Below are 25,015 nucleotides of genomic sequence, written 5' to 3' on the forward strand. Positions count from 1 at the left end.
GGCGTTCGTCGCTCAGGCCGCGGTCGACCAGCTCGATGAGGTGGTGGCCCTGTTCGATCAGGCGGTGTCGGCTCGTGAGTCGCGGGCGAAGTCCAAGACGGATGAGGCGCTGGTCGAGCGGGCCAAGCGGGGCGAGGCCCGGCAACTGGTGATGGACGTGATCCTGCCGGTGCTGGCCGACCCGTCGATCCCCGACGATGAGGTGGGCGGGATGCTACGCGAGCGGATCGGCATGCAGCGGCTGCGGGAGATCACCTCTGATGCGTGGAAGCCGCTGCCCCGCGATCACGGCCGGCTGTCGGAGCTGGAGTCCTCCTGCACCTATCTGCGTCAGTTCACCCCGAACGTGCTGGCCGCGATCGACTTCCAGGGCGGGCCGGGCACGGGCGAGCTGATGGAGGCGGTGGCCATCTTGAAGGAGATGAACCGGCTCGGCGGCCGGAGGGTGCCCGCGGGGGCGCCGACCGGCTTCGTGCCCGCCAAGTACGCCGACTACCTGGCCAAGGCCCGCAAGTCCGGGGAGGACACCGCCTATCGTCACTTCTGGGAACTGTGCGTGATCTTGTGCTTGCGCGATGGGCTGCGCAGCGGGGATGTGTTCGTGCCCGGCTCGCGCCGCTACGCCGATCCGGCCACCTACCTGTACACGCCCGAGCAGTGGGCACCCAAGCGCGCCGAGTACTGCCGCCTAGTGCGCAAGCCGCCGAACGCGGCCCAGGCGCTGGAGCAGGGCAAGGAGGAACTGCACGAGGCCCTGCAAGAGCTGGAGAAGCTCCTGGCCGGCGCCGCACCGGATGACACCGGCATGGTCCGGCTGGATGAGGACGAGCATCTGGTGGTGCCGCCACTGTCGGCCGAGGACGTACCGGCCGAGGCCAAGGCGCTGAAGGACGAGCTGGCCGGGATGCTGCTGATCGAGCTGGACGCCCGCACCGGCTTCCTGGACTGCTTCACCCACGCTGGCGGGCGCAAGCTGGCCAAGTCGGCGGAGACCAAGCGCAACATCCTTGCTGTGCTGATCGCGATGGCCACGAATTTGGGCCTGGCACGGATGTCAGAAGCGTGTGGGGTGTCCTACGACGTGCTGGCCTGGACGATGGAGTGGTACGTGCGGGAGGAGACGCTGCGCGAGGCCAACACGGTCATCGTCGACCACCACTATCAGTTGGAGCTGGCCAAGGTGTTCGGCGGCGGCACCATGAGCTCCTCCGACGGTCAGCGGTTCCCTGTGCGGGGCAAGAGCCTGAGCGCCCGCACGATGGTGATTCACGGCGGGCAGGTGCTTTCGACCTACACCCACGTCTCGGATCAGTGGTCCACCTACGGCACGAAGATCATCGTGCCGACGGCGCGGGAGGCGCACTTCGTCCTGGACGACTTCCTGGGCAATGCCACCGATCTGCCGATCGTCGAGCACGCGACCGACAGTCACGGAGCCACATTGATCAACTTTGCCCTGTTCGACCTGGTCGGCAAAGCGCTCACCCCGCGGATGCGGGACCTGACCCGGGTCACCCTGGTCCGCGACGACACCCCGACCGAGATCGCCAAGCGCTACCCGCACGCCGGGCCGCTGCTGGGCGCGCGCTGAAATGAGGACCTGGTCGCCGACTGCTGGCCGGACCTGCTGCGGATGGCCGGGTCGCTGAAGTACGGCCAGGCCACCGCCTCGCTGATCGTCGGCAAGTGGTCGGCCGCCTCCCGGCAGAACACCCTGGCGGCCGCGCTGAAGGAGTGGGGCATGCTACGCAGGACCGTCCATTTGGCCAAATACCTCTCAGACCCGGCCTTCAGAAGGAAGATCTCCCGCCAGCTCAACAAGGGCGAGAGCCTGCACGCTCTGCGCCGGGACCTGCATTACGCCCAGCAGGGCACGATCACTCGCCCGCATCTGGAGCAGCAGACCGAGCAGGCGTGGTGCTTGACCCTGCTGACCAACTCGGTGGTCGCGTGGACGACGGAATATTATTCCAGAGCGGTGCTGGAGCTGCGCTCCCAGGGCCGAGAGGTGCCGGATGGGATTTTGTCGCATATCTCGCCCGGCCACAGCGACAACATCAACTTCTTCGGCGTCATCAACGTCGACGTCGAGGCGGAACTGGCCAAGCTCGACACCAGCGGCTGGCGGCCGCTGCGGCCCGCGCAACTAAGTGCAGCGGCTGGTCCCTGCACCGGCTACGCCACAGCGCGCTGACCCACGAGGCCGAAGACGGCACCAACACCCCGACCCTGCTCGCCCGCTCCCGGCACGCCTCGGTCCGCTCCCTGGAGCGCTACGCCCGCCCCGGCGTCGACGCCGTCGCCGACCACGTGGCCAGCCGCGACCCGGCCGCTCGCCGTCGGATCCGGTAAGCCGATCGGCTGCCGCGAGTGCCCTTGACCGGTCGCCGGTCAGCCACACCCCACGGCGGATTTCCGGCGTACCTTGGCCAGCCCCATCCGGGTTGCCCTTCGGACACTTACAGCGCCTCTGACCTGCGCCTTGCCCTTTTGACGCTTGTTTTCCTGCCCCCTGCGCCGTACCCGAACTGAGGATCGTCGCTCACGGCTCACACCATAAGCGGATCGAGACCTTAGTCATAGGGGTCTGGGGTCGCAGCAGGTCAGAGGCTACTTCGTTGGAAATTTCTTCATTACTACCGGGACCCCCTCCTCCGACGTACGGCCGGGCGCGGGCCGGGTTCCTCGGGTCGCTCCCGTCCCGAGCGCGGCGAGAGCGGCGGCGAAGCGGGACGAGGGCGCCTCGGCCGCCACCGCCGCGGCGTCGCCCGCGGTGTCCACGTCCCGCAACAGGGGCAGCATCCCCACCGACAGACCCGCCGCGCGCAGCCGCGACAGCTGGGCGGCGCCCGTCGTGGGCTGCGACATCGGCACACCGAGCAGGAGCGCGGGGTCGGGCCGGCGCAGGCCGAGCAGCCAGAACCCGCCGTCGGCGGCGGGGCCGAACACGGCGTCGCGGGTGGCCAGCGCGGCCAGCGCGCCGGCCAGGAGCGCCGGGGTGACCTGCGGGGTGTCCATGCCGATCAGGACCACGGGCAGCGGATGAGCCCGGTAGGCGTCCTCGAAGGCGGCGGTGAGCCGCTGGTCCAGCCCGATGCCCCGCTGCGGCAGGACGGCGAAGCCCGGCGGCAGCCAGGGGCCGGTGCCGCCGCGCAGCGCCAGCACCCGGTGGCGCGCCGGGGCGCGGGCCACCGTGCCCAGGGTGTCGGCCAGCGCTGCGGTGGCCAGAAGCGCGGCCTCCTCGGGGCTGAACGGCGGGGTGAGTCTGGTCTTGACCCGCCCGGCCACCGGTTCCTTGGCGATGACGACGATCTGACCGTCACACTCGTGACCGGCCCGCTCCCTACCCGCCCGGCCGTCCTTCCCCGCGCGGGCCGCGTCACGCCGCCCGCCGTCGCGGGCGGGTACGGTCTGCTGTGCCGCGTTCCGGTCGTCACGAGCGTGTGCGCCCCGCCGCGACGCGCTCGGGTCGCCGGTCATCGTGTACCGCCCGGTTCGCCCAGGACCTTGCGCATGTCGCCGACCGCGCGCAGCGTGCCGCGTACGGTGCCGGTGACCTTGGACCGTCCGGCGCGGGGCAGGTAGTCCACCCCGGTCTCGGCGATCCGCCAGCCCCGGTCGGCCGCCCGCAGCACCATCTCCAGCGGGTAGCCGAAGCGCCGGTCGGCCAGGTTCAGGGCCAGGAGGTCCGCGCGGCGGCAGGCACGCATCGGGCCGATGTCGCGCAGCCTCGTGCCGGTACGGCTGGCCAGCCGCCGGCCGAGGAAGGCGTTGCCCAGCCGCGCGTGCAGCGGCCAGGCCGCTCCCGGCACGGGGACCCGCCTGCCGAGCATCAGGTCGGCGTGACCCGAGACGACCGGCCCGGTCACCCGGGGGAGCTGGCCCGGGTCCAGAGACGCGTCGGCGTCCATGAAGCACACCACCTCGCCGGTCGAGGCGAGCAGTCCCGCGTGGCAGGCGGCGCCGAACCCGCGCCGGGGCTCGCTCACCACCAGCGCCCCCAGCTCGGCCGCGACATGCGCCGATCCGTCCGTGGAACCGTTGTCCACCACGATCGGCCGGTAACCGTCCGGCATGCGTTCCAGCACCCACGGCAGGGCCGTCTCCTCGTCCAGGCACGGGAGCACCACATCGATCTCCATGCTTGAGACGCTAAGGTCGGCAGGGCTTGTCAACCCTTACGGAGTGGTGACGTGTCGCGGGAAAATACCAGCTCATCCCTAATGTAGGAGGGTGATCAAACACTTCCGGCGGGGGGTCAGGGGCCTGCGTGCGGCGTGGGCGGGTGCCGTTCCCGGTGGCCGCCGGAGCGGGCCGGCGCTCGCGGTCTGGGCCTCGCTCGTCGTCGCGGCGTTCGCCGCCGGGGCCGTCCTGCACGCGCTGGGCATGCTGCCCATCGACCACCTGCCGCCCCTGCACGGGCACTTCCGCACGCCGTCGGTCTCGCTTCTGCCGCCCCTGCTCCTCGGCGTCCTCGCGGTCGCCGTGCTGCCCGCCCTGACCGCACGGCTTCGCTTCGGCGCGGCCCTGCTCGTCGCGTACGGCACCACCCTGGCCTGGACGGTGCTGCTGGCCGTCTCCGGCGAGGGACTGGCCCACCCGTTCACCAGCCGGTACGAGTACCTGGCCGTGCTGCCCGCCGTCGGGGACGACCCGCTGGGCTGGCTGGCCTCCTTCACCGAGCGGCTTCCCAGCTATCCCACCCATGTGCGGGGGCACCCGCCGCTGCCCGTGCTGGTGCTGTGGGCCCTGGCCAGGGTGGGGCTGCCCGGCCCGTTCTGGGCGGCGGTGCTGGTCGTGGTGGTCGGCTGCTCGGCGGTCGTGGCCGTAGTGCTCACCGTACGACGGCTCGCGGGAGAGGAAACGGCCCGGCGCGTGCTGCCGTATCTCGCCCTGAGCCCAGTCGCGGTCTGGATCGCCACGAGCATGGACGCCCTCTTCGCGGGTGTGGGCGCCTGGGGGGTGGCACTGCTGGTGTCCGGGAGCGCCCGGGGCGGGGCTCGCGTTCTCCCGGGGGTGGCGGCGGGAGTGCTGCTGGGGGCCCTGCCGTACCTCAGCTACGGCCTCGTGCCCTACCTGCTGATCCCGGTGGTCGCCGCCGCCGTCGCGCGGATCTCCCGCGCGACCGCGGTCGCCTGCCTGGCGGGGGCGGCGGCGGTCACGGCGGTCTTCGCCGCGGGCGGCTTCCTGTGGCCGTCGGGAGTGCTCGCCACCCACGCGGAGTGGGCCGCCGACCCCGGCGCGGCCCGGCCCTACCTCTACTTCCTGATCGCCAATCTGGCCGTACTGGCCCTGCTGGCCGGCCCGGCGACCGCCGCGGGCCTGGCGCGGATGACGCCCGGTGGCGTGCGCGCCCTGGTCGCGGCGGCGCTCGTGGCCGTGCTCGCGCTCGACGTCAGCGGGGTGACCAGGGGAGAGGTCGAGCGCATCTGGGTTCCCTACGCCACCTGGATCGTCCTGGCCGCCGCCTGGTCGCCGAGGTCGCCGAGGTCGCAGGAATCGCCGAAGTCACAGGGGGCACCGGGCCGCCGGTGGCTCGCCGTCCAGGTCCTGACCGGACTCCTGCTGCAGGGCCTCGTCATCTCCCCGTGGTGATCCACCGGACTCGCGTGCCGGTACCCGCCGTGACGGCCCGGTGAGCTCGCAAGCGCCCGGGACGGGTCATGACCACCCAGGGTCGGAACATGGACCCGGCATACGCGATGTCTTCGACCCCGACCTACCCGCGATCGACTTCACCGCGCCTTGACCGAGACGGCGTAGACGGCCAGCAGGCCGGAGGCGAGCGCTTGGGATCGTGGTGAGGCGTTTCGGGCGGTAGTCCGAGGCTGGACCATGGGGCACGGCGCTCTCGCCGATCTTGACGCTCGTTGACAGGTCCCTACAGGTGCGCCGGGAAGTCTGCTCGGTTCTCGAGTCTCGGGCTGGGGTCAGCCGGTCTGCCGGTGCCAGCGGTGCAGCAGGGCGGGGAGCTCGCCGAGCAGGAATTCGTAGAAGGCGTGCATCTGGGCCAGGCGCTGATGGGCGGGATCGTCCTCATCGGTGGCGGCGATTCCGGCGGCCGCGGCCTGGAGCATGGCCTGGATGACGGTGTTCTGGCTGGTGAACAAGGTGGCCCAGGCGTCGTCGCGGAGCCGGTAGTGCTCGCGGCGGTTCCCGGGGGCGGGCAGGCGTTCGATCAGCCCGACCGTCAGCAGGGATTTGACCGCGCCGGAGACCGAGCCCGCGCTGACCTCCAGCCGGCCGGCGATCCCGCCGGCGGTGACACTGTCCTGGTCGGTGAACAGGAAGATCGCCAGGGTGCGCGCGGCCATGCGCTGCAGCCCGCCCTCGGTCAGTGTCAGGGCCAGTCGTTCCGCCGCCTGCCACTGCTCATACCGGTCGTCCACGTGCTCGCCTCCTTGAGGAGAACCAGGATACCGAACAACCCGACTCTTCAGAAATTTCTGAAAATTCGGTATATTCCTTATATCGGGCTCTCGCGAGAGGTCCGATGGTGTGCCGGGAAGCCTGGTCGGCGATGTGACCTCCCATCAGCCTCGACAGGAAGTTGGCCGGCCATGACCCTGCTCAGCCGTATGTACGGCGTGCGCCCCGCCCCACGTCACCGGGTGCGTGTCCGGCGGAATGTGAAGACCCCCGCCTCCGACGGTGTGCGGCTGCCGGCCACGCGCCACTACCCGGCAGGCCAGCGGCGGCCGATCGCTCAATGTGGGCGACGGCGTCGTCCGGCTGCAAGAACCCGGCGTCACCCGGGCGGGCGATGTCCGGGGGGCCGACATGGCCCTGTGGCCGATAGCTCACCGCTTCCGGCGCGGCCACCGTATCCGGCCGCAGGTCTCCAGCGGCGCCCACCCGCGCTTCGGCCGCAACCCCGGCACCGGCGAACCAATCGCGGCCGGGCGCGGCCCGCGCGCCTCGGAACGCGAGACCTTCCATAACCACCAGCACCCGTCAGCCCTCCGGCTGCCCCTCACTCCAGGAGCATCGTGAAACTACTCGTTCTCGGCGGCACCCACCATGTGGGCCGCGCCATCGTCGAGGCCGCGCTGGAGCGCGGCGATGAGGTGAGCACGCTCAACCGCGGCCTCAGCCGCGCCCCCGCGCCCGGCGTGCGGGCACTCATCGCCGACCGCACCGACCCCGAGTCCGTACGGCTGGCGCTGGGTGACGGGGAGTGGGACGCGGTCGTCGACACGTGGGCCTGGGCGCCGCGGGTGGTGCGCGACAGCGCCCGCCTGCTGGCCGGCCGGGCCGGGCACTACGGCTACGTCTCCAGCCGAGGCGTGCACCGCTGGCCTTGGCCCGCGGGCGCCGACGAGCAGGCGCCCCTGGTCGACGGCGACCCCGCCAGCGGGGAAGCCGCCGACTACGCCGCCGCCAAGCGCGGCGGCGAGCTCGCCGTTCTGGAATCCTTCCCCGGAGCGGCGCTGCTGGCCAGAGCAGGCATGATCCTCGGCCCGTACGAGGACGTCGGCCGCATCCCGTGGTGGCTGCGCCGCCTGGAGAAGGGCGGGCGCGTCCTGGCCCCCGCCCCGGCCCAGACGCCTCTGCAGTACCTCGACGTCCGGGACCTGGCCACCTGGATGCTGCGCTCGGCCGAACGCGGCCTGAGCGGCGCCTTCACCACGACCGGCCCGCCAGGCGCGATCACCCTCGGCGACCTGCTCACCACGGCGCTGGACGTCACCGGCTTCGACACCGAACCGGTGTGGGCGCCGCCGGAACTGCTGCTGCGGCACGGCCTGCCGCTCGGCATGGAGCTCGGGCTACGGCTGCCCGACGGCAGCGCGCCGAGCGGCATGCACGACGCCGACGTCAGCGCCGCCCAGGCCGAAGGGCTCATCACGCGGCCGCTGCGCCAGACCCTCGCCGACACCTGGGCCTGGCTCCAAGCCGAAGGCGACCCGGTGCCCCGCGCCGATGCGCCCTCCCCCGACACCTGGCTCGACGCCGCCGCGGAACAGCGACTGCTCGACCAGCTCTCCCACTAAGGAACTCGACGACTTTCATGCGCGCCATCATCATCGGAGCCGGCATCGCCGGTCTGGCCACCGCCCTGCGTCTGCACCAGATCGGCTGGGACACCCTCATCGTCGAACGCGCCCCTGCCCGCCGAGGCGGCGGCTACGCGGTCACCTTCGGCGGCATCGGCTACGACGCCGCCGAACGCATGGGCATCCTGCCCGCCCTGCGAGCCAAGTCCTTCGACACCACCGAGCTCGTCTATCACAGGAGCGACGGCTCGCGCCGCTTCGCCCTCGATCGCGCCACCATCGCCGCCACCACCGGGCCGCGCTCGATCACCATCCTGCGCGGCGACCTCGAAGCCGTCCTGTACGAGAGGGTCCGCGACCACACCAAGATCTACTTCGGCGCCACCCTCACCGCCATCGACCAGGACGAGCACGCCGTCAGTGTCGCCCTGAGCGACGGCACCGTCGAGGAGGCCGACCTGCTGATCGGCGCCGACGGCCTGCACTCGGCCACCCGCGCCCTGCTGTTCGGCCCGGAGGAGGAGTTCCTGCTCGACCTGGAGCACAAGGTCGCCGTCTTCATGCTCGACCGGCGGCCCGCCACCATCGCGCCCGGCGCGACCGGCACCCTGTCCTCGCGCGGCCGTACCGCGGCGGTCATCAGCGTCGGCGACGGCCGCAACGTCGCCTTCTTCGGCTACCGCGCCGACCACGCCCGCCCGGACGAGGACGTCGCCACCCAGCTGGAACGCGTCTACGGCGACCTCGGCTGGGTCATCCCCGAAGCCCTCGCCGGGCTCCAGCGGGCCGATTCGGTCTACTACGACACCATCAGCCAGGTCGTGGCACCGTCCTGGAGCAGCGGCCGGGTGGTGCTGCTCGGCGACGCGGCCTGGTGCGTCACCCTGTTCGCCGGGTACGGCTCGGCGCTGGCCGTCGGCGGCGCCGACCGGCTCGGCACCGAACTGGCCGCCCACCCCGGCGACATCCCCGCCGCGCTGACCGCGTGGGAGGCCGCCATCCGGCCCGAAGCCGAACGCAAACAGAAACTCGGCCGTCGCGTCAAAGGCGTCTACGCCCCCGCCAACCCCGTGCTGCTGTGGCTGAGCCTGCTGCCGTTGCGGCTGGCCTCCCTGCCTCCCGTTCGGCGGTACATGACCCGTCGCTTCATCAAGGGCTGAGGTCGTGCGGCACCTGGCCGGGCGCGCGGCCAGGTGCTACATTTCAGGCGACTGTAGGAACGCGCCCCAAGCGGGGACGCGAACGTCGGTGAGCCGGGAAGCCTGGTCAGCCCGCGATCTTGAAATCGCGGAGCTAGGGCCTGTTCCAGGTTCAGATCACTGTTCGGTTGAACCGGCCATCTGATCACCCTCGGACTGGTAAACGTCTTGAGTGACGCGTGGCGATCCGACGGATTCCGAGTGGGAGTTGATCGAGCCGCACTTGCCGCTGGGTGAGCGCGGACCGATCCCTGACCTGCGCAAGCAGCTGAACGGCGTGATGTGGCGGTTCCGTACCGGAAGCCCGTGGCGCGACCTACCCGAGTGCTACGGCTCCTGGTCGACCGTCTATGGCCGCTTCCGGCAGTGGGCGCTCAATGGCACCTTCGAGACGCCGATGGAGCAGATGATCGCCGAGGCCGCCCGGCGCGGGCAGGTCGATCTCGGCCTGGTCAGCGTGGACTCCACCGTCGCGCGCGCCCACCACCACCACGCCGCCGGCATGGCGATCGATCCCAAGCTGCTCCAGGAGTTGGAGAAGGCCGCCGAGGAGGAAAAGGGACTGCGCCAAAGGGACAAACCGCCCCAGTGACGGCAACGGACGACACGGCCGACGCCGAGGCAGAGGCCATGCGCGTCCAGCGCCGCCGGGTGCGACGACGCCTCAAGGTCCGCCTCAAAGCCGCCGCCCTGGGCCGCTCGCGGGGCGGGCTGACCGTCAAGACGCACCTGTCCACCGACCGCCGCTGTCGCCCGCTGTCTTTCGTGGTGACGCCCGGCCAGGCCGCCGACAGCCCGCGCTTCGCCGCTGTCCTTGACCGCGTCAAGGTCCGCGGACCGGTCGGCCGGCCCCGCACCCGGCCCGACGCGGTCGCCGCCGACAAGGCGTACTCCTCCCGCGCCAACCGCGTCTACCTGCGCCGACGCAACATCCGGGCGGTGATCCCGGAGAAGGTGGACCAGGCCGCCAACCGGAAGAAGCGGGGCTCGCGGGGCGGCCGCCCAATCTCCCACGACGCCGGACTCTACAAGGACCGGAACACGGTCGAGCGCGGTATCAACAAGATCAAGGAGTGGCGAGGGCTGGCCACGCGCTACGACAAGACCCCCGCCAGCTACCTCGCCGGACTCCACTTACGCGGAGCGGTCATCTGGCTCCGTAGCCTCCACCCCGCAGCATGATCCGAACTCAGAACAGCCCCTGGTCCCGCTTCCGATAAAAATGCCCTTCTAGGCATTATGACTTAACGTCATGAATCTTGACCTGAAAGTCATCGAGGCGTGCTCACCCAGGTGGCTGCCCGGCCACCGAAGACGACCGGGGCGGCTGGGTGAGCGACGGCGCGAGGCGGGGTGCGGCGGCCGGCCGAACCGGCGTATGGGGCGCGTAACCGGCCGACCGTGTTCGCCGCGGAACCGGGGCCAAGTCCTTACGGGTCGCGAACCCTTCGCGCCGTTCTCCACCCGCCACTGGATCAGGCAATAACGTCGGCGGGATGAGGGTACTGGTAACCGGCACGGCCGGGTTCATCGGAAGTCATGTGGCCGAGCTGCTGGAGGCGGCCGGCCACGAGGTCACCGGTCTCGACCTCCGGCCCCGGGCCGGGCACCTGGTCGGCGACGTGCGCGACACCGAGCCGCTCACCCGTTCGTTGCGTGGAATGGACGCGGTGGTCCACCAGGCGGCGAAGGTGGGCCTCGGAGTCGACGTCTCCGATCTGCCGGACTACGCGTCGATCAACGTGTACGGCACCGCCGTACTGCTCGCGGCCATGGCGAAACACGACGTGGGACGGCTGGTCCTGGCCTCGTCGATGGTGGTGTACGGCGAGGGCGCCTACGACTGCCCGGGACACGGCCGGGTCCGGCCCGGCCCGCGTTCGCGGGAGGATCTCGCCCGCGGCGGGTTCGAGCCCCGCTGCCCGCGGTGCGGAGCGGAGCTGACCCCGGCCGTGATCGACGAGGACGCGCCCCTGGACCCCCGCAACGCCTACGCCACGACCAAGCTCGCCCAGGAGCACCTGGCCGCCAACTGGGCCCGGGAGATCGGCGGCACGGTGGTCGCGCTGCGCTACCACAACGTCTACGGGCCGAGGATGCCCAGGGACACCCCCTACTCCGGAGTGGCGGCGATCTTCCGATCCGCGCTGGAGGCGGGCAGGGCCCCCCGGGTGTTCGAGGACGGCCGCCAGCGGCGTGACTTCGTGCACGTCGGGGACGTGGCCCGCGCCAACCTCGCGGCCCTCGAAGCGATCACCCCCGCGGGAGCGCTGACGGCCTGCAACGTGGCCAGCGGGGAGCCGCACACGATCGGAGAGATGGCCTCCGCCCTCGCGGCCGAGCACGGGGGCCCCGCGCCGGTCACGACCGGCGAATATCGTCTCGGCGACGTGCGGCACATCGTCGCCGCCCCCGACCGCGCCGCGCGTGATCTCGGGTTCCGCGCGGGGATCGGGTTCGCCGAGGGAATGCGGGAGTTCGCCACGGCACCCCTGGGCGTCGGCACCAGTTGACTGACAGCAGCGTCAGCTCGGGTCAGCGGTCGTGGTCGGCGTTGCGCCACCACGTGAGGGTCGCCACCATGCCGGCTGCGCCGGTGGTCAGGACGAGCAGGATGCTGATGGGTCCTGGCGGGTCGTGGTTGGGGCCGGTGATGCCTGCGTACAGGCCGGGGCCCGAGTAGGGGAACCAGGCGCCGAAGCCGAGCGCGGCGACGATCTGGGCGGCGAAGGCCAGCACGAACAGCACGCCGACCGCGGCCAGGTAGCCGCGACCGATGCTGGCGGCCAGCGCCAGCGGCGTGGTCAGCGCGGCCGACAGCGCGGCGGCGGCCAGGATCCGCGCCACCCCGGCCGTGACCGCCTGCACCGACCAGCCGGGCAGGGCCAGCAGCGCGCCGAGCAGCAGGCCGCCGGCGGCCGTGCCGGCGGCGAGCAGCAGTGCCCAGGCGGCGGCGAGGGCGAACTTGGCGGTCACGATGGCGGTGCGGGAGGTGGGCAGGGCGAGCAGGTCCTTGGCGGTGTGGTCGCTGAACTCGCGGCCGAACAGCCAGATGGCAACCATGCTGTAGACCAGCAGGCCGCCGACGGCGACCGCTTGGGCCAGCAGGGCCAGGTAGCCGGGCCAGTCGGCGCTCGCGCCGGACAGCTGGGCCTTGTCGCCGAGCAATCCCAGCGCGCGGGCGCGGGCGGGGTCGGCCAGGATGAACATGAACAGGCCGCACACGAGGGTGACGAGGGTGAAAGCGAGCGCGGTGAGCCAGGGCAGGCGGCTGCGTCGCGCCTTGAGGAGTTCGCTCCACAGCGCCTCACGCATGGTCGGCTCCGACGATGCGCAAGAAGTAGGCTTCCAGGTCTTCTTCCACCAGGTGGAGTTCGGCGGGTGGCACGCCGGCCTCGACCAGGAGGGTGGCCACCTCCTCGGGTCGTGCCAGGGCGCGTTCGTCGGCCAGCAGCAGGCCGGGGTCGGGGCGGTAGCCGTGGTCGCGCAGTACCCGGTGGGCTGTCGCGTCGTCGCGGGTCGTCACCCTCAGGTGGCGGCGCCGGTGCGCATCCAGGCTGTCGGCGTCGTGTTCGGCCAGCATCCGGCCCTGGTGCAGGATGCCGATGCGGCCGTTCAGGCGGGCGACCTCGGCCAGCAGGTGGCTGGAGATCAGCACGGTGGTGCCGTGCTCGCGGGCCAGGCTGGTCAGCAGGGTGCGGATCTCCACCACGCCGGCGGGATCCAGGCCGTTGACGGGTTCGTCGAGGATGAGCAGTTCGGGACGGTGGAGGAGGGCTTTGGCCAGGGCCAGGCGCTACAGGTTGCCCATCGACAGGGTGCGGGCGCGCCGCCCGGCGTAGGGGGTCAGGGCCAGCCGTTCGATGATGTCCTCCACGTGCCGGCCGGGGTGTTTCAGCTGGCGCAGGCGGGCGCACAGGTGCAGGTTCTCGGCCACGGTCAGCTCGGGGTAGGCGGCCGGGGCCTCGACCAGGTAGCCGGTGCGGGCCCAGGTCAAACGCTGTCGGGCTGAATGCTGTCCGGCGGAGACGACCGTGCCGAGGACCCGGGCCGATCCGGCGGTGGGGGCGATCATGCCGAGCAGCATGCGGATCAGCGTGGTCTTACCGGCGCCGTTGAGGCCGAGCAGGGTGTAGATCTGGCCCGCTTGCAGGCTCAGGCCGACGTTGTGGACGGCCAGGACGTCGGTGTAGCGCTTGGTCAGGCCGGCCACTGCGATGACCGGGGCCGCTGAGCTGCCCATAAGGTGCTCCTTCATCGCTGGGTGATGAGCATGAACAGCGCCCAGATGGGCAGCGTGCCCTGCAGGAGGATGTCGCACCAGGCCAGCTGGGGATGGGCCTGGATGGCGTACGACATGGTTTTGATCGGCGTGAGGGGTGGTGGAGGCGCGTGGTCCGGCACGAGCGGCCGGGTGAAGCGGTGAAACAGCACCTGGGTCAGGGTGAGGCCGACCAGCAGGCCGGTGATGAAGCTGAGGTGTTCCAGCCCGACGGCGGCCAGCAGGGCGACCAGGACGATCATGAGCAGCAACAGGACATCGTCGAACCACCGCAGGAAAGCGCCGCCTTCGTGCACGGCGGCGATGCGCTTGATACGGGTGGCACGGGGGGTATCTCTCCAAGTGGTGCGCCACGAGGCGCTGATGTTCCGGATGGGGGTGGAAGACCGCCCATTCTTTCGTCGTCGTAGCGGCGAATCAAAGCTGGAGGAAGTCTAATCCGGGGGTTCGCCGGGGAGGACGGGAGCAGCCTCGACAAAGTCGCGTCGGTTCAGCACTACCGGATGGGCCGGGCGCGGTGAGCGAGACGGGAAGGTATACGCGAGGGTGACTATTCAGGTCACGGCGTGAGTGCGGGTATCCAGGGGTTGCCGAGTAGCGCGTCATGAAGGGCATGGGCAGCGCGCAGGCCGTTCTTGCGGACGGTGGAGATGTAGCCGCGGATGGCCAGGAAGGTCTGAGCGCCTTTGAGCGTGCGGAAGCCGCCGCTGACCTTGGTCTTCGCCTTGATCATGCGGATGGCCTGCTCGGCGACGTTGTTTGAGAACGTGACGGTGAAGTTGGCGGCGAACCGCAGCACCTCACTCTTACGGTCGTGTAGCCGCAGGGCCAGGTTCCGGGCCGGGCTCTGTTTGCCCGAGCCGCGGGGTGGATGCGCGGCCAGCGCGCGTTCGACCAGCTCGTCATAGCGGCGCGACAGATCGTCGAGCTTGAAATCAGGGAGCCGGTCCTGCCCGTTGGTGCGCCGGGCGGCCACCCACCGATAGCCGTCACCGAGCGGCAACACCAGCGCCTCGGCCCATCCATCGGCCCGCGCGGTCGGATCGAACTCGCCGATCCCGGTGGCCTCACGCACGATGTGCGCGTTGCACAAGGCGTGCGTGCAGCCGCCATAGGCCTGATAGGGACGGTAGGCGTCATGGATCGCGACCCCGGTGAAGCGGGGCAGGATGCCGAACGCGGTGATCGATTCGGCGCCGCGGCCGTGCTCGTCGATGTGGTAAGCGGTCAGCGTGGCGGTCGCGGCGACGTGCAGCCAATGGTTCTTGCCGTTCACGCGAGTGACACTCTCATCGAAGTGCGCGACCGGACCGGCCGCGATCGCATCGCGGATCCGGTCGTTGAGCGGGGCCAGGACCTGCGCCATCTTCGTGACCGCCTCGGCGACCCAGCCCGTCGACACCTCGATCCCCGCCAGATCGGCCAAAATCTCAGCGACCCGGCCCACCGGAACACGGTGCTGGGCCGACAGGTAGGCGGCCGGCGACCTCACGCGTGGCCCGTGGACAGCCGGGGCTGTCGCGAACATCGGGCCCTGAGCACGGGTGATGATCCCGCAGCCGGCACACGCGCGGGCGTGCAACTCGTGCGCGGTGACCTCGACCTTGACCTCGACCTTGACCTCGGGGATGTCGAACACCTGCCGGATCACCGGCGTGCCCGCCGGCGCGGCATCGGCCAGATCGGCCCCACAGCCCTCGCATTCAGCCGGAACATGGGGCACGCTCCGCGCCGGGTGGGCGACCTGCGTCAACGCGGTCCCCGGGGTGCCGGGCTGCTTGCCCGCCTTGCGCCCGCTCGTGCCCCGCATCGACCGTGGCGGCGGCTTGGTCAGCCCATCAGCCGACGGCGGCTGGGAGGAGTTCCGCGAGTTACGCCCCAATTGTCGCCGCAGATCAGCGTTCTCGGCACGCAGTTCAGCGTTCTCTGCTTTGAGCTGGGCATTCTCGGTCTCCAGCTCACCGACCCGCGCCTCCAGCACATCCAACCGGGCGGTCAGCGTCACGACCAGAGCCGCGAGCTCGCCGTATGACGGATGCTCACCCCCAGCCGGAATCACCCAAAGATCATCCCACGAGCTCGATCACACCCACGCCACGCCAGCCGCACGACGACAGGGACCTGAATAGTCACGTCAGTAGGACTAACCATGACGGAGAAACCGCTCCTGGCCTGCACTTTCAATCAGTAGAACAAGCCTTTGGCGTCGCACAGCCCGTCAGCGATCATGCCTCAGATGGGTGAGACAAACCACTGAATACCTAAGCTTGAGTGAGACTGCCTCAGCTTGAGTGAGACAGGACATCGGCGAACCGACGAATCCCAGCGACGAAACTCCATGCCTGTGAAGTGGTGGATCCCACTGACATCTCGCTGCAGATTTGCAGACCCCTCACAGACCCTAACTTGCGGGAATTCACATTCCCGGTAGTTACAGCCACATGAGGTAGACGCAACAGATCTTATTTATTGATTTTAAATTTCTGGAAAATCAGAAGTGTTACGCTGAGGCCATGCGAGAGTCAGGCACGGTGACGCCATGTAAGCGCTGCGGGACGCCGATCGAGCAGCAGCCGGGGCGAGGGCGGCCAAGGGCGTACTGCGCGCAAGGTGACTGCCAAGCGGTGGCCAAGCGCGAACGCGAGATGCGGCGGGCGACACCGGGGCTTGAGGGGGCGCTGGCCAGAGCCGAGGAATTCTACGAGCGCATGGAGAAGGGAATGATCGCGGCGATAGCGCCGCTGGCACAGGTACTGTCCGAAGAGCTGAGCCCCGCTGGGGTGGAGGCCAAGGTGAGCGCGGTGCAGGCCGAGGCGCACACCCGGGTGGCGATCGCGCGCACCGAGCGAGAACAGGCCTTCGAGCAGGTACGGCTGGCACGCGAGGCCTCCGAGCACGCCCGGCGCGAGCGGGATGCGATGACGCGCCAGGTGGAGGAGGCCAACGCCGAACGTGACACCGCACTGGCCGACGCGGAGACCGCCAGAGAGCAGGCGCTGGCCGCCCTGCACGAGGCGGCCGTCACCGAGCGCCAGGCCAAGCACGCCGAGCAGGAGGCCAGACGCAGAGCCGAGCAGGCCGAACGGGCCCGCGACGCCGCGGTACGGGAAATGGCCGAGCGGGTGGAGGCCGCCGAGGCCGAGACACGCGCGGCCCGGGCGCAGGCCGTACAGGATCGGCGGCAGGCCGAGCAAGCGCGCCTGGAACGAGATCGGGCGCACCAGGCGGCGGGGGAGGCCGAGGAGGCCAGGGCCCAGGCCGAGCGGGCCGCTGTGGCCGAGGCCGCCCGTGCCCAGGCGATCGAGGCCGAGCGGGATCGGGCGATGGCGCGAGCCGACACCGAGGCCCGGGCGCGTGGCGAGGCCGCGGCCGAGACCTCTGAGGCACGCGCCCAGGCGGCCCGGGCGCAAAAACAGGCGGCCGAGTCGGAGAGGCGGACGGCGCGGCAGCTGGTCGAGACCGACAGGCGCACGACCAAGGAGATCGCCGAGGCGCGTGAGCATGCCGCGGCGCTGGTGAGTAAGGCGCAGGCCGAACGCGACGAGGCGCGAATGCAGCTCGCCATGGAGCAGATGCGGCTGTTCGACCTGCGCGAGCAGGCGCAGGTGTTGCGCGCCGAGGCCGCCCAGCTACGAGAGCGCGCGGTGACCGCGGAGTTGCGGGCCGGCCTGGACCGGCCTGGACCGGCCTGAGTACGGGGTTGAGGAGTCCAGGAACAGCCGTTGGCGCTGAGAACGATCTGGCATCGTGGGTGGGCCGCCCGTAGTTTCCAGTCAACGCCCCCCATCGGCTGCCGCTGACCCGGCCCTCCGCTCCCGAACGTGTCCCCAGCCCCAAAGTAGGAATTGCGCTTGGAGCGGTTGCGCTCATGGGGTGTCGGGATTAGAAGGTTTAACGACATCCCCGCCGCGCCCGGCACCGAGCCCCGGAAAACCGGACTCCGGGTGACGAAACTCCCCTCCAAGCGGATGTTTTGGAGCTTGAATTGACGACAGGATTTCCCGACAGATAGAAGGAGGATCCGGCCTTCCCTGCCGTGCGCACGGCTTCGGGGATCGACACTCCAGGAGCGCTTGGTGCGGATCATCTACTCCCGCGTGTCTACCGCGACCCAGTCGCTGCTGCGCCAGCGGCACATCCTGACCGAGGCCGGCCTCCTGGTGCGGACCGAGGGCGTGGCCGAGGGGTTCCGCCCCGCCGAGGGCGTGCTGTTGTTCGAGGACCCGGCGACGACCTCGAAGATCCCGGCGCTGGAGCGGCCCGCGTTCGCCAAGGTCGCTGCGACTGCGCACCCCGGCGACGTCCTGACGGTGTCGGAGCTGTTTCGGCTCTGCCGCGATCTGGTTGACATCCACGCCGTCCGCGACTGGTGCGCCGCGCGGGGCGTCGCTCTGCGCGTCCTGTCCGGGCCCCTGTCGAACTTCCACGACCTCGCGGCCAATGACGCGACCACGGCGCTACTCATCAACGTGATCACCGCGGTGGGGCAGTTCCAGCGCGACCTGCAGAACGAGCTCACCGCCGAGGGGGTCACCGCGGCTGAGGGCGAGGGGCGTTTCCGTGGCCGCCCGCCCGCGCTGGACGGCGCACGACGCGAGGCAGTGAGAGCGGCCTTCCGGGGTGACGGCGCCTCGATCGCGGCCCTGGCGCGCGCCCGGGGCGTGAGCAGGGCCGCCGTGCGCACCGCGCTGGGCGACTTGCTACCCGACCAGCCTGGCCCGGTCGCCTGAGGATCCACCCACTCAAGCCCGCGCGTCAACCAAGATCGCTATGGCCGCTTTTCGGCCTATCACGGCCGTCCTCTCTGCAGGGGCAGCGGGCGGTTCTCCACGACGCTTTTCATGATCAGGGTGGAGGTGAGGCGCTGGACGCCGGGGAGGGGCGACAGGTGGTCGTCGTAGAGCTGCTGGAAGGCGGTCTGGTCGCGGGTGATGACGCGCAGCAGGTAGTCGGGGTCGCCGAACAGGCGCTGGGCTTGCAGGACGTGGGGGATGCCGGTGACGGCGTGCTCGAAGGCGGTGAGGGTGTCGCGGTCGGCGCTGCGCATGGTGACGAAGACCAGGGCCTCGAAGGTGAGGCCGAGGGCGTGGGCGTCCAGGCGCGCGTGGTAGCCGCTGATCGCGCCGGAGGTCTCCAGGGCACGCAGGCGCCGGTGGCAGGGCGAGAGGCTGAGGCCGATGCGTTCGGCCAGGTCGGTGACGGTGAGCCGCCCGTCGGACTGGAGCTCGGCAAGGATTGCACGGTCGACATCGTCCATGAGGAAGATTCTCCCTCATATCCGTTGTGAGGAGGGAGAACTTGGAAGCCTATTTCAGGTGATTCGACATAACCTTCTCAGCGGGGCTTCTCGTGGTGGGGTGCCCCGTGAAAAAAAGAGGGTGGATCATGCCGGTGGGTGCGGTGGCCGCGTTCTGGGCGGTGTCCTTGCTGTTCGTGATCACGCCGGGGGCGGACTGGGCGTACGCGATCACTGCGGGGCTGCGTCATCGCACGGTGCTGCCAGCGGTGGGCGGGATGCTGGTAGGGCACTTGATCGCGACCGTGGTGGTGGCCGCCGGGGTGGCGGCACTGGTGGCTTCTTCGCCTCTGGTGATGACTGCGCTTACCGCAGCGGGCGCGGCCTATCTGGTGTGGCTGGGAGCAGGCGCGCTGCGCCACCCCTCGACGCCGCGGGAAAGCGAGCAGGACCGGGCGTCCGGCTCGTGGGTCCGCCAGGCGGTCAAGGGGGCAGGTGTCAGCGGCCTCAATCCGAAGGTGTTCCTGCTGTTCCTGGCGCTACTGCCGCAGTTCACCGTCCCCGGCGCGGCCTGGCCGGTGGCGGCGCAGATCATGATGCTGGGCCTGGTGCACGTGGCCGGCTGTGGCGTGGTCTACACCGGAGTCGGCGCGGGAGCGCGCCTGGTGCTGCGTGCTCGCCCGGCCGCGGCCCTGTGGGTGACCCGCCTGTCGGGAGTCGCGATGATCGTCCTGGGCATGGTGCTGCTGGCCGAGCAGTTGGCCGCCTGACGGCCCGTCCACGGCCGAACGAAGGAGAGTGAGTACGGGATGACCGACGAGCAGACCACCCCCGAGGTGCAGGAACGCATCCGGGCCAGCTTCGAACGCCAGGGCCTGATGCGCCACCTCGGCGCACACTTGGCCCACATCGGCCCCGGCCAGGTCGTCATCACCCTGCCCGCCCGGCCCGAGGTCACCCAGCAGGACGGCTACATCCACGCCGGCGCCACCAGCGCCATCGCCGACAGCGCCGGCGGCTACGCCGCCTACACCCTCTTCCCCGACGACACCGCCGTCCTCACCGTCGAATACAAGATCAACCTCCTTGCGCCCGCGACAGGCGACCACATCGAGGCCATCGGCACCGTCCTCAAACCCGGCCGGACCCTGTCCATCTGCCAGCTGGAGGTCTTCGCCGTCGACGGCCAACAGCGCACCCTCGTGGCCGCGGGCCAGCAGACCCTCATCCGCCTACCCCAACACCCCGCACCCGAAGGACGCTGACCCCGGGCGAAGGTTCCTCAGCACAGCCCCGCCCACCTTGGCTGCGAAGGCATCGATGAAGACGGGTCAGGCGGCGAGGCCCAGGTCGATGCGGTGGCCCATGTCGATGTCGATGGTGCCGTAGAGGTTGGCGTTGGACCAGAACAGCGGGGACAGGCCGCGTTTGTCGGCGTCGGTCAGTCGCTGCTGCCAGGCGGGGTCTTTGAGGACGGACTGGACAAGCAGGGTGTTGATGAACACCAGCGCGGACTGCAGCAGGTGCAGGCAGAGCATGGAGACCTCCTGATGCTCCTTATCGCTGCCCGGCAGGGTGCCAGCGCTGCCGTAGAACAGGTCGGTGTTGGCTGAGTTCCAGTTCTCCACGACCTGCAGGCCCTCGTGGATCTCCCGGCGCAGCCCCTCGGAAGCGACGTATTCGGCGACGAACACGCTCTTGACCGCCTTGCCGAGTTCCTCGATGGCCTTGTAGGTGGGGTGCTTGGGGCCGCCGCGGGTGAAGCGGCGCAGCACCTGCTCAGCCTCGGCCGTGCCCAACCGCAGCGCGGTGGCGTACTTGACCATCTGATCGTACTGCTGGGCGATGATCTCCCAGTCGATCGGCTTGTCCGCCACCATGCCCTCCAAACAGGCCGGGACCTGGTCATCGGCGTCCGCCTTCACCAGCTTCTGGTGGGCGATCCTCTTGATCCGCGGCAGCAGCTTGAACCCCAGCAAGTGCGAGAACGCGAATCCCACCAGGGACTGGCCATGACTGTCTGTGTACTGGCGGTCGATGGTGGCGTCGGTGCAGTGCCGCAGCACGCCCTCCATCATCGCGGCGACCTCGGAGGCGTTGCAGGAGCGAAGCTGGGAGTAGACGCACACCGACTTGCGGTCCACGTGCCAGTAGATCATCACGCCGTGGCCGCCGTACCGGGCGTGGTACTCGGTCATCAGGTTCGATGACCACGACCCGAACTTCTTCGAATCCGAGGCGCACGCGGTCCCGTTGCCCCACCACAGCGGGTCCCGCATCTTCAGGGTGGCGTTGACCAGGGTCGCGATCGCCGCGCGGAGGTTGTCGCGGTTGACGAACAGGTGCCGCGTCGCCCGCAGGGCCGCTTCGGTCTCGCCGTGGCGGCCGCCGTCGGCGACTCGTTTGATCCCTACGTTCGTGCCGAGCGCGTACAAGACCAGCAGCAGCCGTTTGCGGATCACCTCCCGCGGAGTCGCCTCCCTCGTGGCGGCCGTGGTGAAGGCGTCGGTGAAGTCAGTGACGAAGTCGGACTCCTTCAGGAAGTCCAGCAGGTCGATGATCCCCCAGCGGGCGGCGACCTCGGTGTGCAGCGCCCGCAGGTTCTCCGGGACCTTCAGTTTGCCCAGGTCGGGGATGTGCCAGCGCGGCTCGCCGCGGTGGGTCTTCACCTTCGTGCCGCCGGCCTTGTTCCTGCTGACCGCCCGGCCGCACGCCGCCATCGAGGCGCGCATCGCCTCCTTCAGCGTGGCGATGAACACGCTGCTGTCCATAGGCTGGCGCAGATTCTCGTAGTGGACGTCCCGGTTGTCCTCGAAATCGGTCGGCAGGTCTTCCTCGGGGTTGCGCCAGCGGCGGGCGCCGGCGACGTAGATCTCGCGGCGGCGCAGCGCGTCCTTCAGCGACACGATCACGCACAGCTCGTAGGAGGCCCGCTCGATGATGCCGTCGGCGTCGACGACCGCTTCCAACCAGCCGTCCGGTACTACCCCTTGGATGGGGACGTTCTCCGTTGCGTCGTAGTGGCGGGTGGTGTTGGGGATGTCGGCGTAGCGCTGCAGCAGGTCCAGGGCATCCATCACCGGCCGGTAGGCGGTGTTGTTGCACTTGAACTCGATCGCGGCCAGCAGCTTGGGCAGCATCCGCCGGTAGTAGGAGGTGTAGGAACTGGTCAGAACTGTCCGTACCCGCGCCCGGTAAGCGCGCTGGTCGGCCTTGGCCTCGGCCACCAGTGCCTGCAGCGTCGCCTCCCCACCCGCAACGGCCGGGAACACCACCTGACGGACCGTGCCCTCCGGGGCCCGCAACGACGCCTCGGCGATGGAGAACAGCTTCTCGGTCTTGCGGTGCACCTTCTTGGCCTCGGCCTCGATCGCCCGCTCGACCTTCCGCTCCGCCCGAGTGTTGATCTTCGAGACCAGGCCGATGAACAGATCGACCAGCGCATCGGTGATCTCCGTCGTCCGCGACCACGCCAATGCGGCCACCAGCGTCAGGCGGATCGGCGGCTGGTTCGTGGCGAAGTCCGACGGATGCGAGGCCATCGCCCGCGCCCGCCAGGAGGCCACCAGCCGATCCGAATACCCGCCGAACAGATCCACTGCCAGCCCCAGAGCCTTGGCCCGCCGGAGCTTGACGATCTCCTCCAGTAGCGTCTCCAGGCCCAGCCGTCCGGGGTCGGACTTCAGCTCCAGCAGGAACCCGTCCTCGCCCGTGGCCAGCTCCCACAGCGACCGCGCCGAGTCCGCCGACAGCCCGTTCAGCACATGCTGGCAGAACTCCCGCTCGAACCGCGCCCGGCCCGCTCCTGCGATCCGGTCCACCCGGCCCGGCGGCTCGATCTTCAACGTCCGGCAGCGAGCCAGCAGCGCCGCCCGCAGGCCCTCGTCGGTGAACACCATCGGGCAGATCTTGTCCGCCAGCCACTCGGCCAGCACGTCCTCATCCGCCCGGGTCGACTCCCGGAACCCCAGCGCCTGACGCACCTGCGCCCGGTGATACTCGATCGTCGACCCCGACCACCGGTACTCCGCGAACAGCGCTGGATCGACCTTCACCTGCCCCGCCATGTAGTCGACCGCGGCCTTCGGGACCTCGCCTCCGTGCCGGGGGAACCGGCCCTCCTGCTCGAAGAACTTCAGCAAGAGGCTGAAGCCCAGACGCGTCGCCCCCGTCTTGTTCCCCACCAGCCCCCAGTCACCGTCCAGCAGCGTCCACGCCGCGATCAGCTCCTCCGGCTCCCACTCCCGACGCACCCGAACCCACCCTCCACCCGACCGTCTCCGACACGAATACGATCAAGCAGAAACCCCGACCAACCAGCCCCATTCACCCACCCGCAACGACTACGAACCGTAATCGTTATCACTCACTTAGCTACTTTGGGGCTGGGGACAGCTTCGGGAGCGGAGGGCCTTTGTGGACGGCTCCGGCTGGCAGGGGGTCTATGAGGCTCTCAGGGCCGACGGCTACAACGTGGCCGTCGTGCAGAACCCGACGCTGTCGCTGGACAGCGATGTGGCCGCCACCCGGCAGGTCATCGACGCGCAGCCCGGCCGGGTCATCCTGGTCGGCCACTCCTACGGCGGTGTCGTGGTCACCGAGGCCGGCAACCACGGCAAGGTCGCCGGGCTGGTGTATGTCGCCGCGTTCGCCCCCGACAAGGGCGAGTCGGTGAACACCCTGATCGCCGACCCGCCGCCGGGTGTTGCGGTCCCGCCGATCCTGCCGCCGGTCGACGGATATCTGCTCTTGGACCGCGACAAGTTTGCCGACGCCTTCGCCGGCGACCTTCCGCGCGCCCAGGCCGAGTTCCTGGCCGATTCGCAGATCCCCTGGGGCCTGGACGCGGCCGGCGGCGCGGTGGCGACGCCAGCGTGGCGCACTAAGCCGTCCTGGTACCTGGTGGCCACCGACGACCGTATGATCCCGCCACCCGCCCAGCGGGCGATGGCCGAGCGCATCGGCGCGCACACCGTCGAGGTCGCTGGCAGTCACGCCGTCTACGTTTCACAGCCCGTCGCCGTCGCCGATCTGATCAAGCAGGCCGCCAGTGGCTGACCGACGCCCGGACACTGCACCCGCCTGGCGCCCGCGGAACAGCCCCGACCGGAGCCCGGTCGGCAAGCGCCGGTCGCCCCCCAGCTTCGCTGCGGGTCCCAGCCCTCACCGTGGGCGCCTCCATGATCAGCCCGAGCTGGTACGGGCAGGGACGCAGGTCACAGATCAGGATTCCTCAGGGTTCGGGCCGCGTGTGCCCGCTGTCGGGTTGCCGATCCGTTGATCATCGGCGTTCCAGCTGGCCAGGAGGCGGATCGCGTCGGCTTCGGGGCTGCCGGGTTGTGGGGTGTAGACGTTGATGATCTGGTTGGAGACGGCGTCGACGCGCAGGGCCTCGTAGGGCAGTGTGATCTCGCCGATGATCGGGTGGCGGAAGGTCTTGGCGCCGGCTCGGGCCGCTCGTACGTCGTTGTCTGCCCAGCGGGTACGGAACTCTGTGCTGCGGGTCGCGAGCTCTCCGATCAGTTCGGTGAGGTCGGGGTCGTGGGGGTGGAGGCCGGCCTCCACCCGCAGGATCGCCACCGTGCCGGCTGTGATTCGATCCCACTCGGGAAACAGATCCCGCGCCCGGGGCTCGTCGAGAAACAGGAACCGGGCACTGTTCGTCCGCCCAGGCATATCGAACACAGGTGCCAGGAGAGCGCGCCCCAGGGGGTTGGCGGCGAGGATGTCGAACCGGGCGTTGAAGACCACTGCGGGCAGATGGTCCAGCGAGTCCAGTAGCACCCGGACACCGGGGGTGATCAGGTCCCTCGCTGCGCTGCGGCGCCGCTGGCGGGTCGCGGGGGACAGCGCGGCGAGCAGCCGGTCGAGGTGGGCGCGCTCATCGTCGTCCAGACGCAGCACTGCGGCAACGGCGTCGACGACTCCGGGAGAGGGCCCGGTTGCCTGGCCGCGTTCGAGCCGCACGTAGTACTCCGGGCTGACCCCGGCGAGCAACGCGACCTCCTCCCTGCGCAGGCCCTTCACCCGGCGGCGGGTGCCCTGCGGAAGGCCAGAGTCGGCGGGCGTGACGCGGGCACGGCGGGCGGTGAGGAACTCGCGAACCGCCGCCCGGGCGGCCTCCTTCTCATCCATGAGATCAAGGGTAGGCCCGGTCCGCGCCCGGAAGGGGTCCCTGCTAGTACCCCTCTTGGCAGTGGCTGTCGGGACGCGGCGGATCGATGTTGGCTGGAAGACGAACGAGATCGAGATCGACTCCCGGATGTCACGGCCGCAGCCCTCTGCATCCCCTGCACCTTCC

General features: G+C 70.1%; 21 protein-coding genes and 2 pseudogenes. 12 read left to right on the forward strand and 11 right to left on the reverse strand.

Annotated features, from left to right (window positions below):
- Positions 1 to 421 precede the first annotated feature (421 nt).
- Positions 422 to 2,194 (forward strand): annotated as a pseudogene (locus OIE13_RS12105) (Tn3 family transposase).
- A gap of 416 nt (positions 2,195 to 2,610) precedes the next feature.
- Here OIE13_RS12105 and OIE13_RS12110 read toward each other — a convergent pair.
- Together OIE13_RS12110 and OIE13_RS12115 are read right to left on the reverse strand one after the other, a co-directional pair.
- Positions 2,611 to 3,480 (reverse strand): TIGR04282 family arsenosugar biosynthesis glycosyltransferase, encoded by an 870-nt coding sequence (locus OIE13_RS12110; RefSeq protein ID WP_326640022.1) that lies wholly within the window; start codon positions 3,478 to 3,480, stop codon positions 2,611 to 2,613.
- Complete coding sequence (locus tag OIE13_RS12115; protein ID WP_326640024.1) at positions 3,477 to 4,142, reverse strand: glycosyltransferase family 2 protein; 666 nt, start codon at positions 4,140 to 4,142, stop codon at positions 3,477 to 3,479. Before OIE13_RS12115 ends, OIE13_RS12110 begins: the two co-directional genes overlap by 4 nt.
- Before the next feature lie 91 nt (positions 4,143 to 4,233).
- On the opposite strand from OIE13_RS12115, the gene OIE13_RS12120 reads away from it, so the two are divergent.
- Positions 4,234 to 5,595: a hypothetical protein gene (locus OIE13_RS12120; RefSeq protein ID WP_326640025.1), complete on the forward strand. Its 1,362-nt coding sequence runs from the start codon at positions 4,234 to 4,236 to the stop codon at positions 5,593 to 5,595.
- Positions 5,596 to 5,930: 335 nt separating this feature from the next.
- On the opposite strand, the gene OIE13_RS12125 is transcribed toward OIE13_RS12120, so the two are convergent.
- The gene (locus OIE13_RS12125; protein ID WP_326640028.1) at positions 5,931 to 6,389 is read right to left on the reverse strand and encodes a GbsR/MarR family transcriptional regulator; all 459 of its coding nucleotides are present in this window, start codon (positions 6,387 to 6,389) and stop codon (positions 5,931 to 5,933) included.
- A 322-nt stretch (positions 6,390 to 6,711) separates the two neighbouring features.
- Between OIE13_RS12125 and OIE13_RS36645 the strand changes: the two genes are divergently transcribed.
- From OIE13_RS36645 to OIE13_RS12145, 5 genes and pseudogenes are all read left to right on the forward strand, one after another.
- Positions 6,712 to 6,993: a CocE/NonD family hydrolase C-terminal non-catalytic domain-containing protein gene (locus OIE13_RS36645; RefSeq protein WP_442811596.1), complete on the forward strand. Its 282-nt coding sequence runs from the start codon at positions 6,712 to 6,714 to the stop codon at positions 6,991 to 6,993.
- Positions 6,990 to 7,994, forward strand: coding sequence for a reductase (locus OIE13_RS12130; protein WP_326640029.1), 1,005 nt, complete (start codon positions 6,990 to 6,992; stop codon positions 7,992 to 7,994). The genes OIE13_RS36645 and OIE13_RS12130 overlap by 4 nt, the downstream gene beginning before the upstream one ends.
- A 17-nt stretch (positions 7,995 to 8,011) precedes the next feature.
- Complete coding sequence (locus OIE13_RS12135; RefSeq protein WP_326640031.1) at positions 8,012 to 9,157, forward strand: FAD-dependent monooxygenase; 1,146 nt, start codon at positions 8,012 to 8,014, stop codon at positions 9,155 to 9,157.
- A gap of 211 nt (positions 9,158 to 9,368) precedes the next feature.
- Positions 9,369 to 10,378: pseudogene (locus tag OIE13_RS12140) on the forward strand (IS5 family transposase).
- 314 nt (positions 10,379 to 10,692) lie between these two features.
- Positions 10,693 to 11,709 (forward strand): NAD-dependent epimerase/dehydratase family protein, encoded by a 1,017-nt coding sequence (locus OIE13_RS12145; protein ID WP_326640032.1) that lies wholly within the window; start codon positions 10,693 to 10,695, stop codon positions 11,707 to 11,709.
- Between the two features lie 22 nt (positions 11,710 to 11,731).
- On the opposite strand, the gene OIE13_RS12150 is transcribed toward OIE13_RS12145, so the two are convergent.
- From OIE13_RS12150 to tnpC, 5 genes are all read right to left on the reverse strand, one after another.
- Positions 11,732 to 12,511, reverse strand: coding sequence for an ABC transporter permease (locus tag OIE13_RS12150; protein ID WP_326829999.1), 780 nt, complete (start codon positions 12,509 to 12,511; stop codon positions 11,732 to 11,734).
- Positions 12,504 to 12,989, reverse strand: coding sequence for an AAA family ATPase (locus OIE13_RS12155; protein WP_442816064.1), 486 nt, complete (start codon positions 12,987 to 12,989; stop codon positions 12,504 to 12,506). Before OIE13_RS12155 ends, OIE13_RS12150 begins: the two co-directional genes overlap by 8 nt.
- Positions 12,990 to 12,992: 3 nt before the next feature.
- Complete coding sequence (locus tag OIE13_RS12160) at positions 12,993 to 13,439, reverse strand: ABC transporter ATP-binding protein (protein WP_326830001.1); 447 nt, start codon at positions 13,437 to 13,439, stop codon at positions 12,993 to 12,995.
- Between the two features lie 11 nt (positions 13,440 to 13,450).
- On the reverse strand, positions 13,451 to 13,774 hold the full coding sequence (locus OIE13_RS12165) for a hypothetical protein (RefSeq protein WP_326640038.1): 324 nt from the start codon (positions 13,772 to 13,774) through the stop codon (positions 13,451 to 13,453).
- A 263-nt stretch (positions 13,775 to 14,037) separates the two neighbouring features.
- Positions 14,038 to 15,537, reverse strand: coding sequence for an IS66 family transposase (tnpC, locus tag OIE13_RS12170; RefSeq protein WP_326640040.1), 1,500 nt, complete (start codon positions 15,535 to 15,537; stop codon positions 14,038 to 14,040).
- Positions 15,538 to 16,102: 565 nt separating this feature from the next.
- On the opposite strand from tnpC, the gene OIE13_RS12175 reads away from it, so the two are divergent.
- Positions 16,103 to 17,170, forward strand: coding sequence for a hypothetical protein (locus OIE13_RS12175; protein WP_326640042.1), 1,068 nt, complete (start codon positions 16,103 to 16,105; stop codon positions 17,168 to 17,170).
- A gap of 384 nt (positions 17,171 to 17,554) precedes the next feature.
- On the forward strand, positions 17,555 to 18,208 hold the full coding sequence (locus OIE13_RS12180) for a recombinase family protein (RefSeq protein ID WP_326640043.1): 654 nt from the start codon (positions 17,555 to 17,557) through the stop codon (positions 18,206 to 18,208).
- A gap of 59 nt (positions 18,209 to 18,267) precedes the next feature.
- On the opposite strand, the gene OIE13_RS12185 is transcribed toward OIE13_RS12180, so the two are convergent.
- Positions 18,268 to 18,735, reverse strand: a complete 468-nt coding sequence (locus tag OIE13_RS12185) for an Lrp/AsnC family transcriptional regulator (RefSeq protein WP_326640045.1) — start codon at positions 18,733 to 18,735, stop codon at positions 18,268 to 18,270.
- Between the two features lie 107 nt (positions 18,736 to 18,842).
- Between OIE13_RS12185 and OIE13_RS12190 the strand changes: the two genes are divergently transcribed.
- Both OIE13_RS12190 and OIE13_RS12195 read left to right on the forward strand, forming a co-directional pair.
- The gene (locus OIE13_RS12190; protein ID WP_326830002.1) at positions 18,843 to 19,484 is read left to right on the forward strand and encodes a LysE family translocator; all 642 of its coding nucleotides are present in this window, start codon (positions 18,843 to 18,845) and stop codon (positions 19,482 to 19,484) included.
- 39 nt (positions 19,485 to 19,523) lie between these two features.
- Entirely contained in the window at positions 19,524 to 19,979 is a 456-nt protein-coding gene (locus tag OIE13_RS12195; RefSeq protein ID WP_326640049.1) for a PaaI family thioesterase, read from the forward strand.
- A 66-nt stretch (positions 19,980 to 20,045) separates the two neighbouring features.
- Here the strand turns inward: OIE13_RS12195 and OIE13_RS12200 are convergent, their stop codons facing one another.
- Positions 20,046 to 22,967 (reverse strand): Tn3 family transposase, encoded by a 2,922-nt coding sequence (locus OIE13_RS12200; RefSeq protein ID WP_326830003.1) that lies wholly within the window; start codon positions 22,965 to 22,967, stop codon positions 20,046 to 20,048.
- 163 nt (positions 22,968 to 23,130) lie between these two features.
- Here OIE13_RS12200 and OIE13_RS12205 point away from each other — a divergent pair, with 163 nt between their 5' ends.
- On the forward strand, positions 23,131 to 23,772 hold the full coding sequence (locus OIE13_RS12205) for an alpha/beta hydrolase (RefSeq protein WP_326830004.1): 642 nt from the start codon (positions 23,131 to 23,133) through the stop codon (positions 23,770 to 23,772).
- Between the two features lie 165 nt (positions 23,773 to 23,937).
- Here the strand turns inward: OIE13_RS12205 and OIE13_RS12210 are convergent, their stop codons facing one another.
- Entirely contained in the window at positions 23,938 to 24,849 is a 912-nt protein-coding gene (locus tag OIE13_RS12210) for a helix-turn-helix domain-containing protein (RefSeq protein WP_326830005.1), read from the reverse strand.
- Positions 24,850 to 25,015 lie beyond the last annotated feature (166 nt).

The sequence above is a fragment of the Streptosporangium sp. NBC_01810 genome (genome assembly GCF_035917355.1).
Taxonomy (GTDB): Bacteria; Actinomycetota; Actinomycetes; order Streptosporangiales; family Streptosporangiaceae; genus Streptosporangium.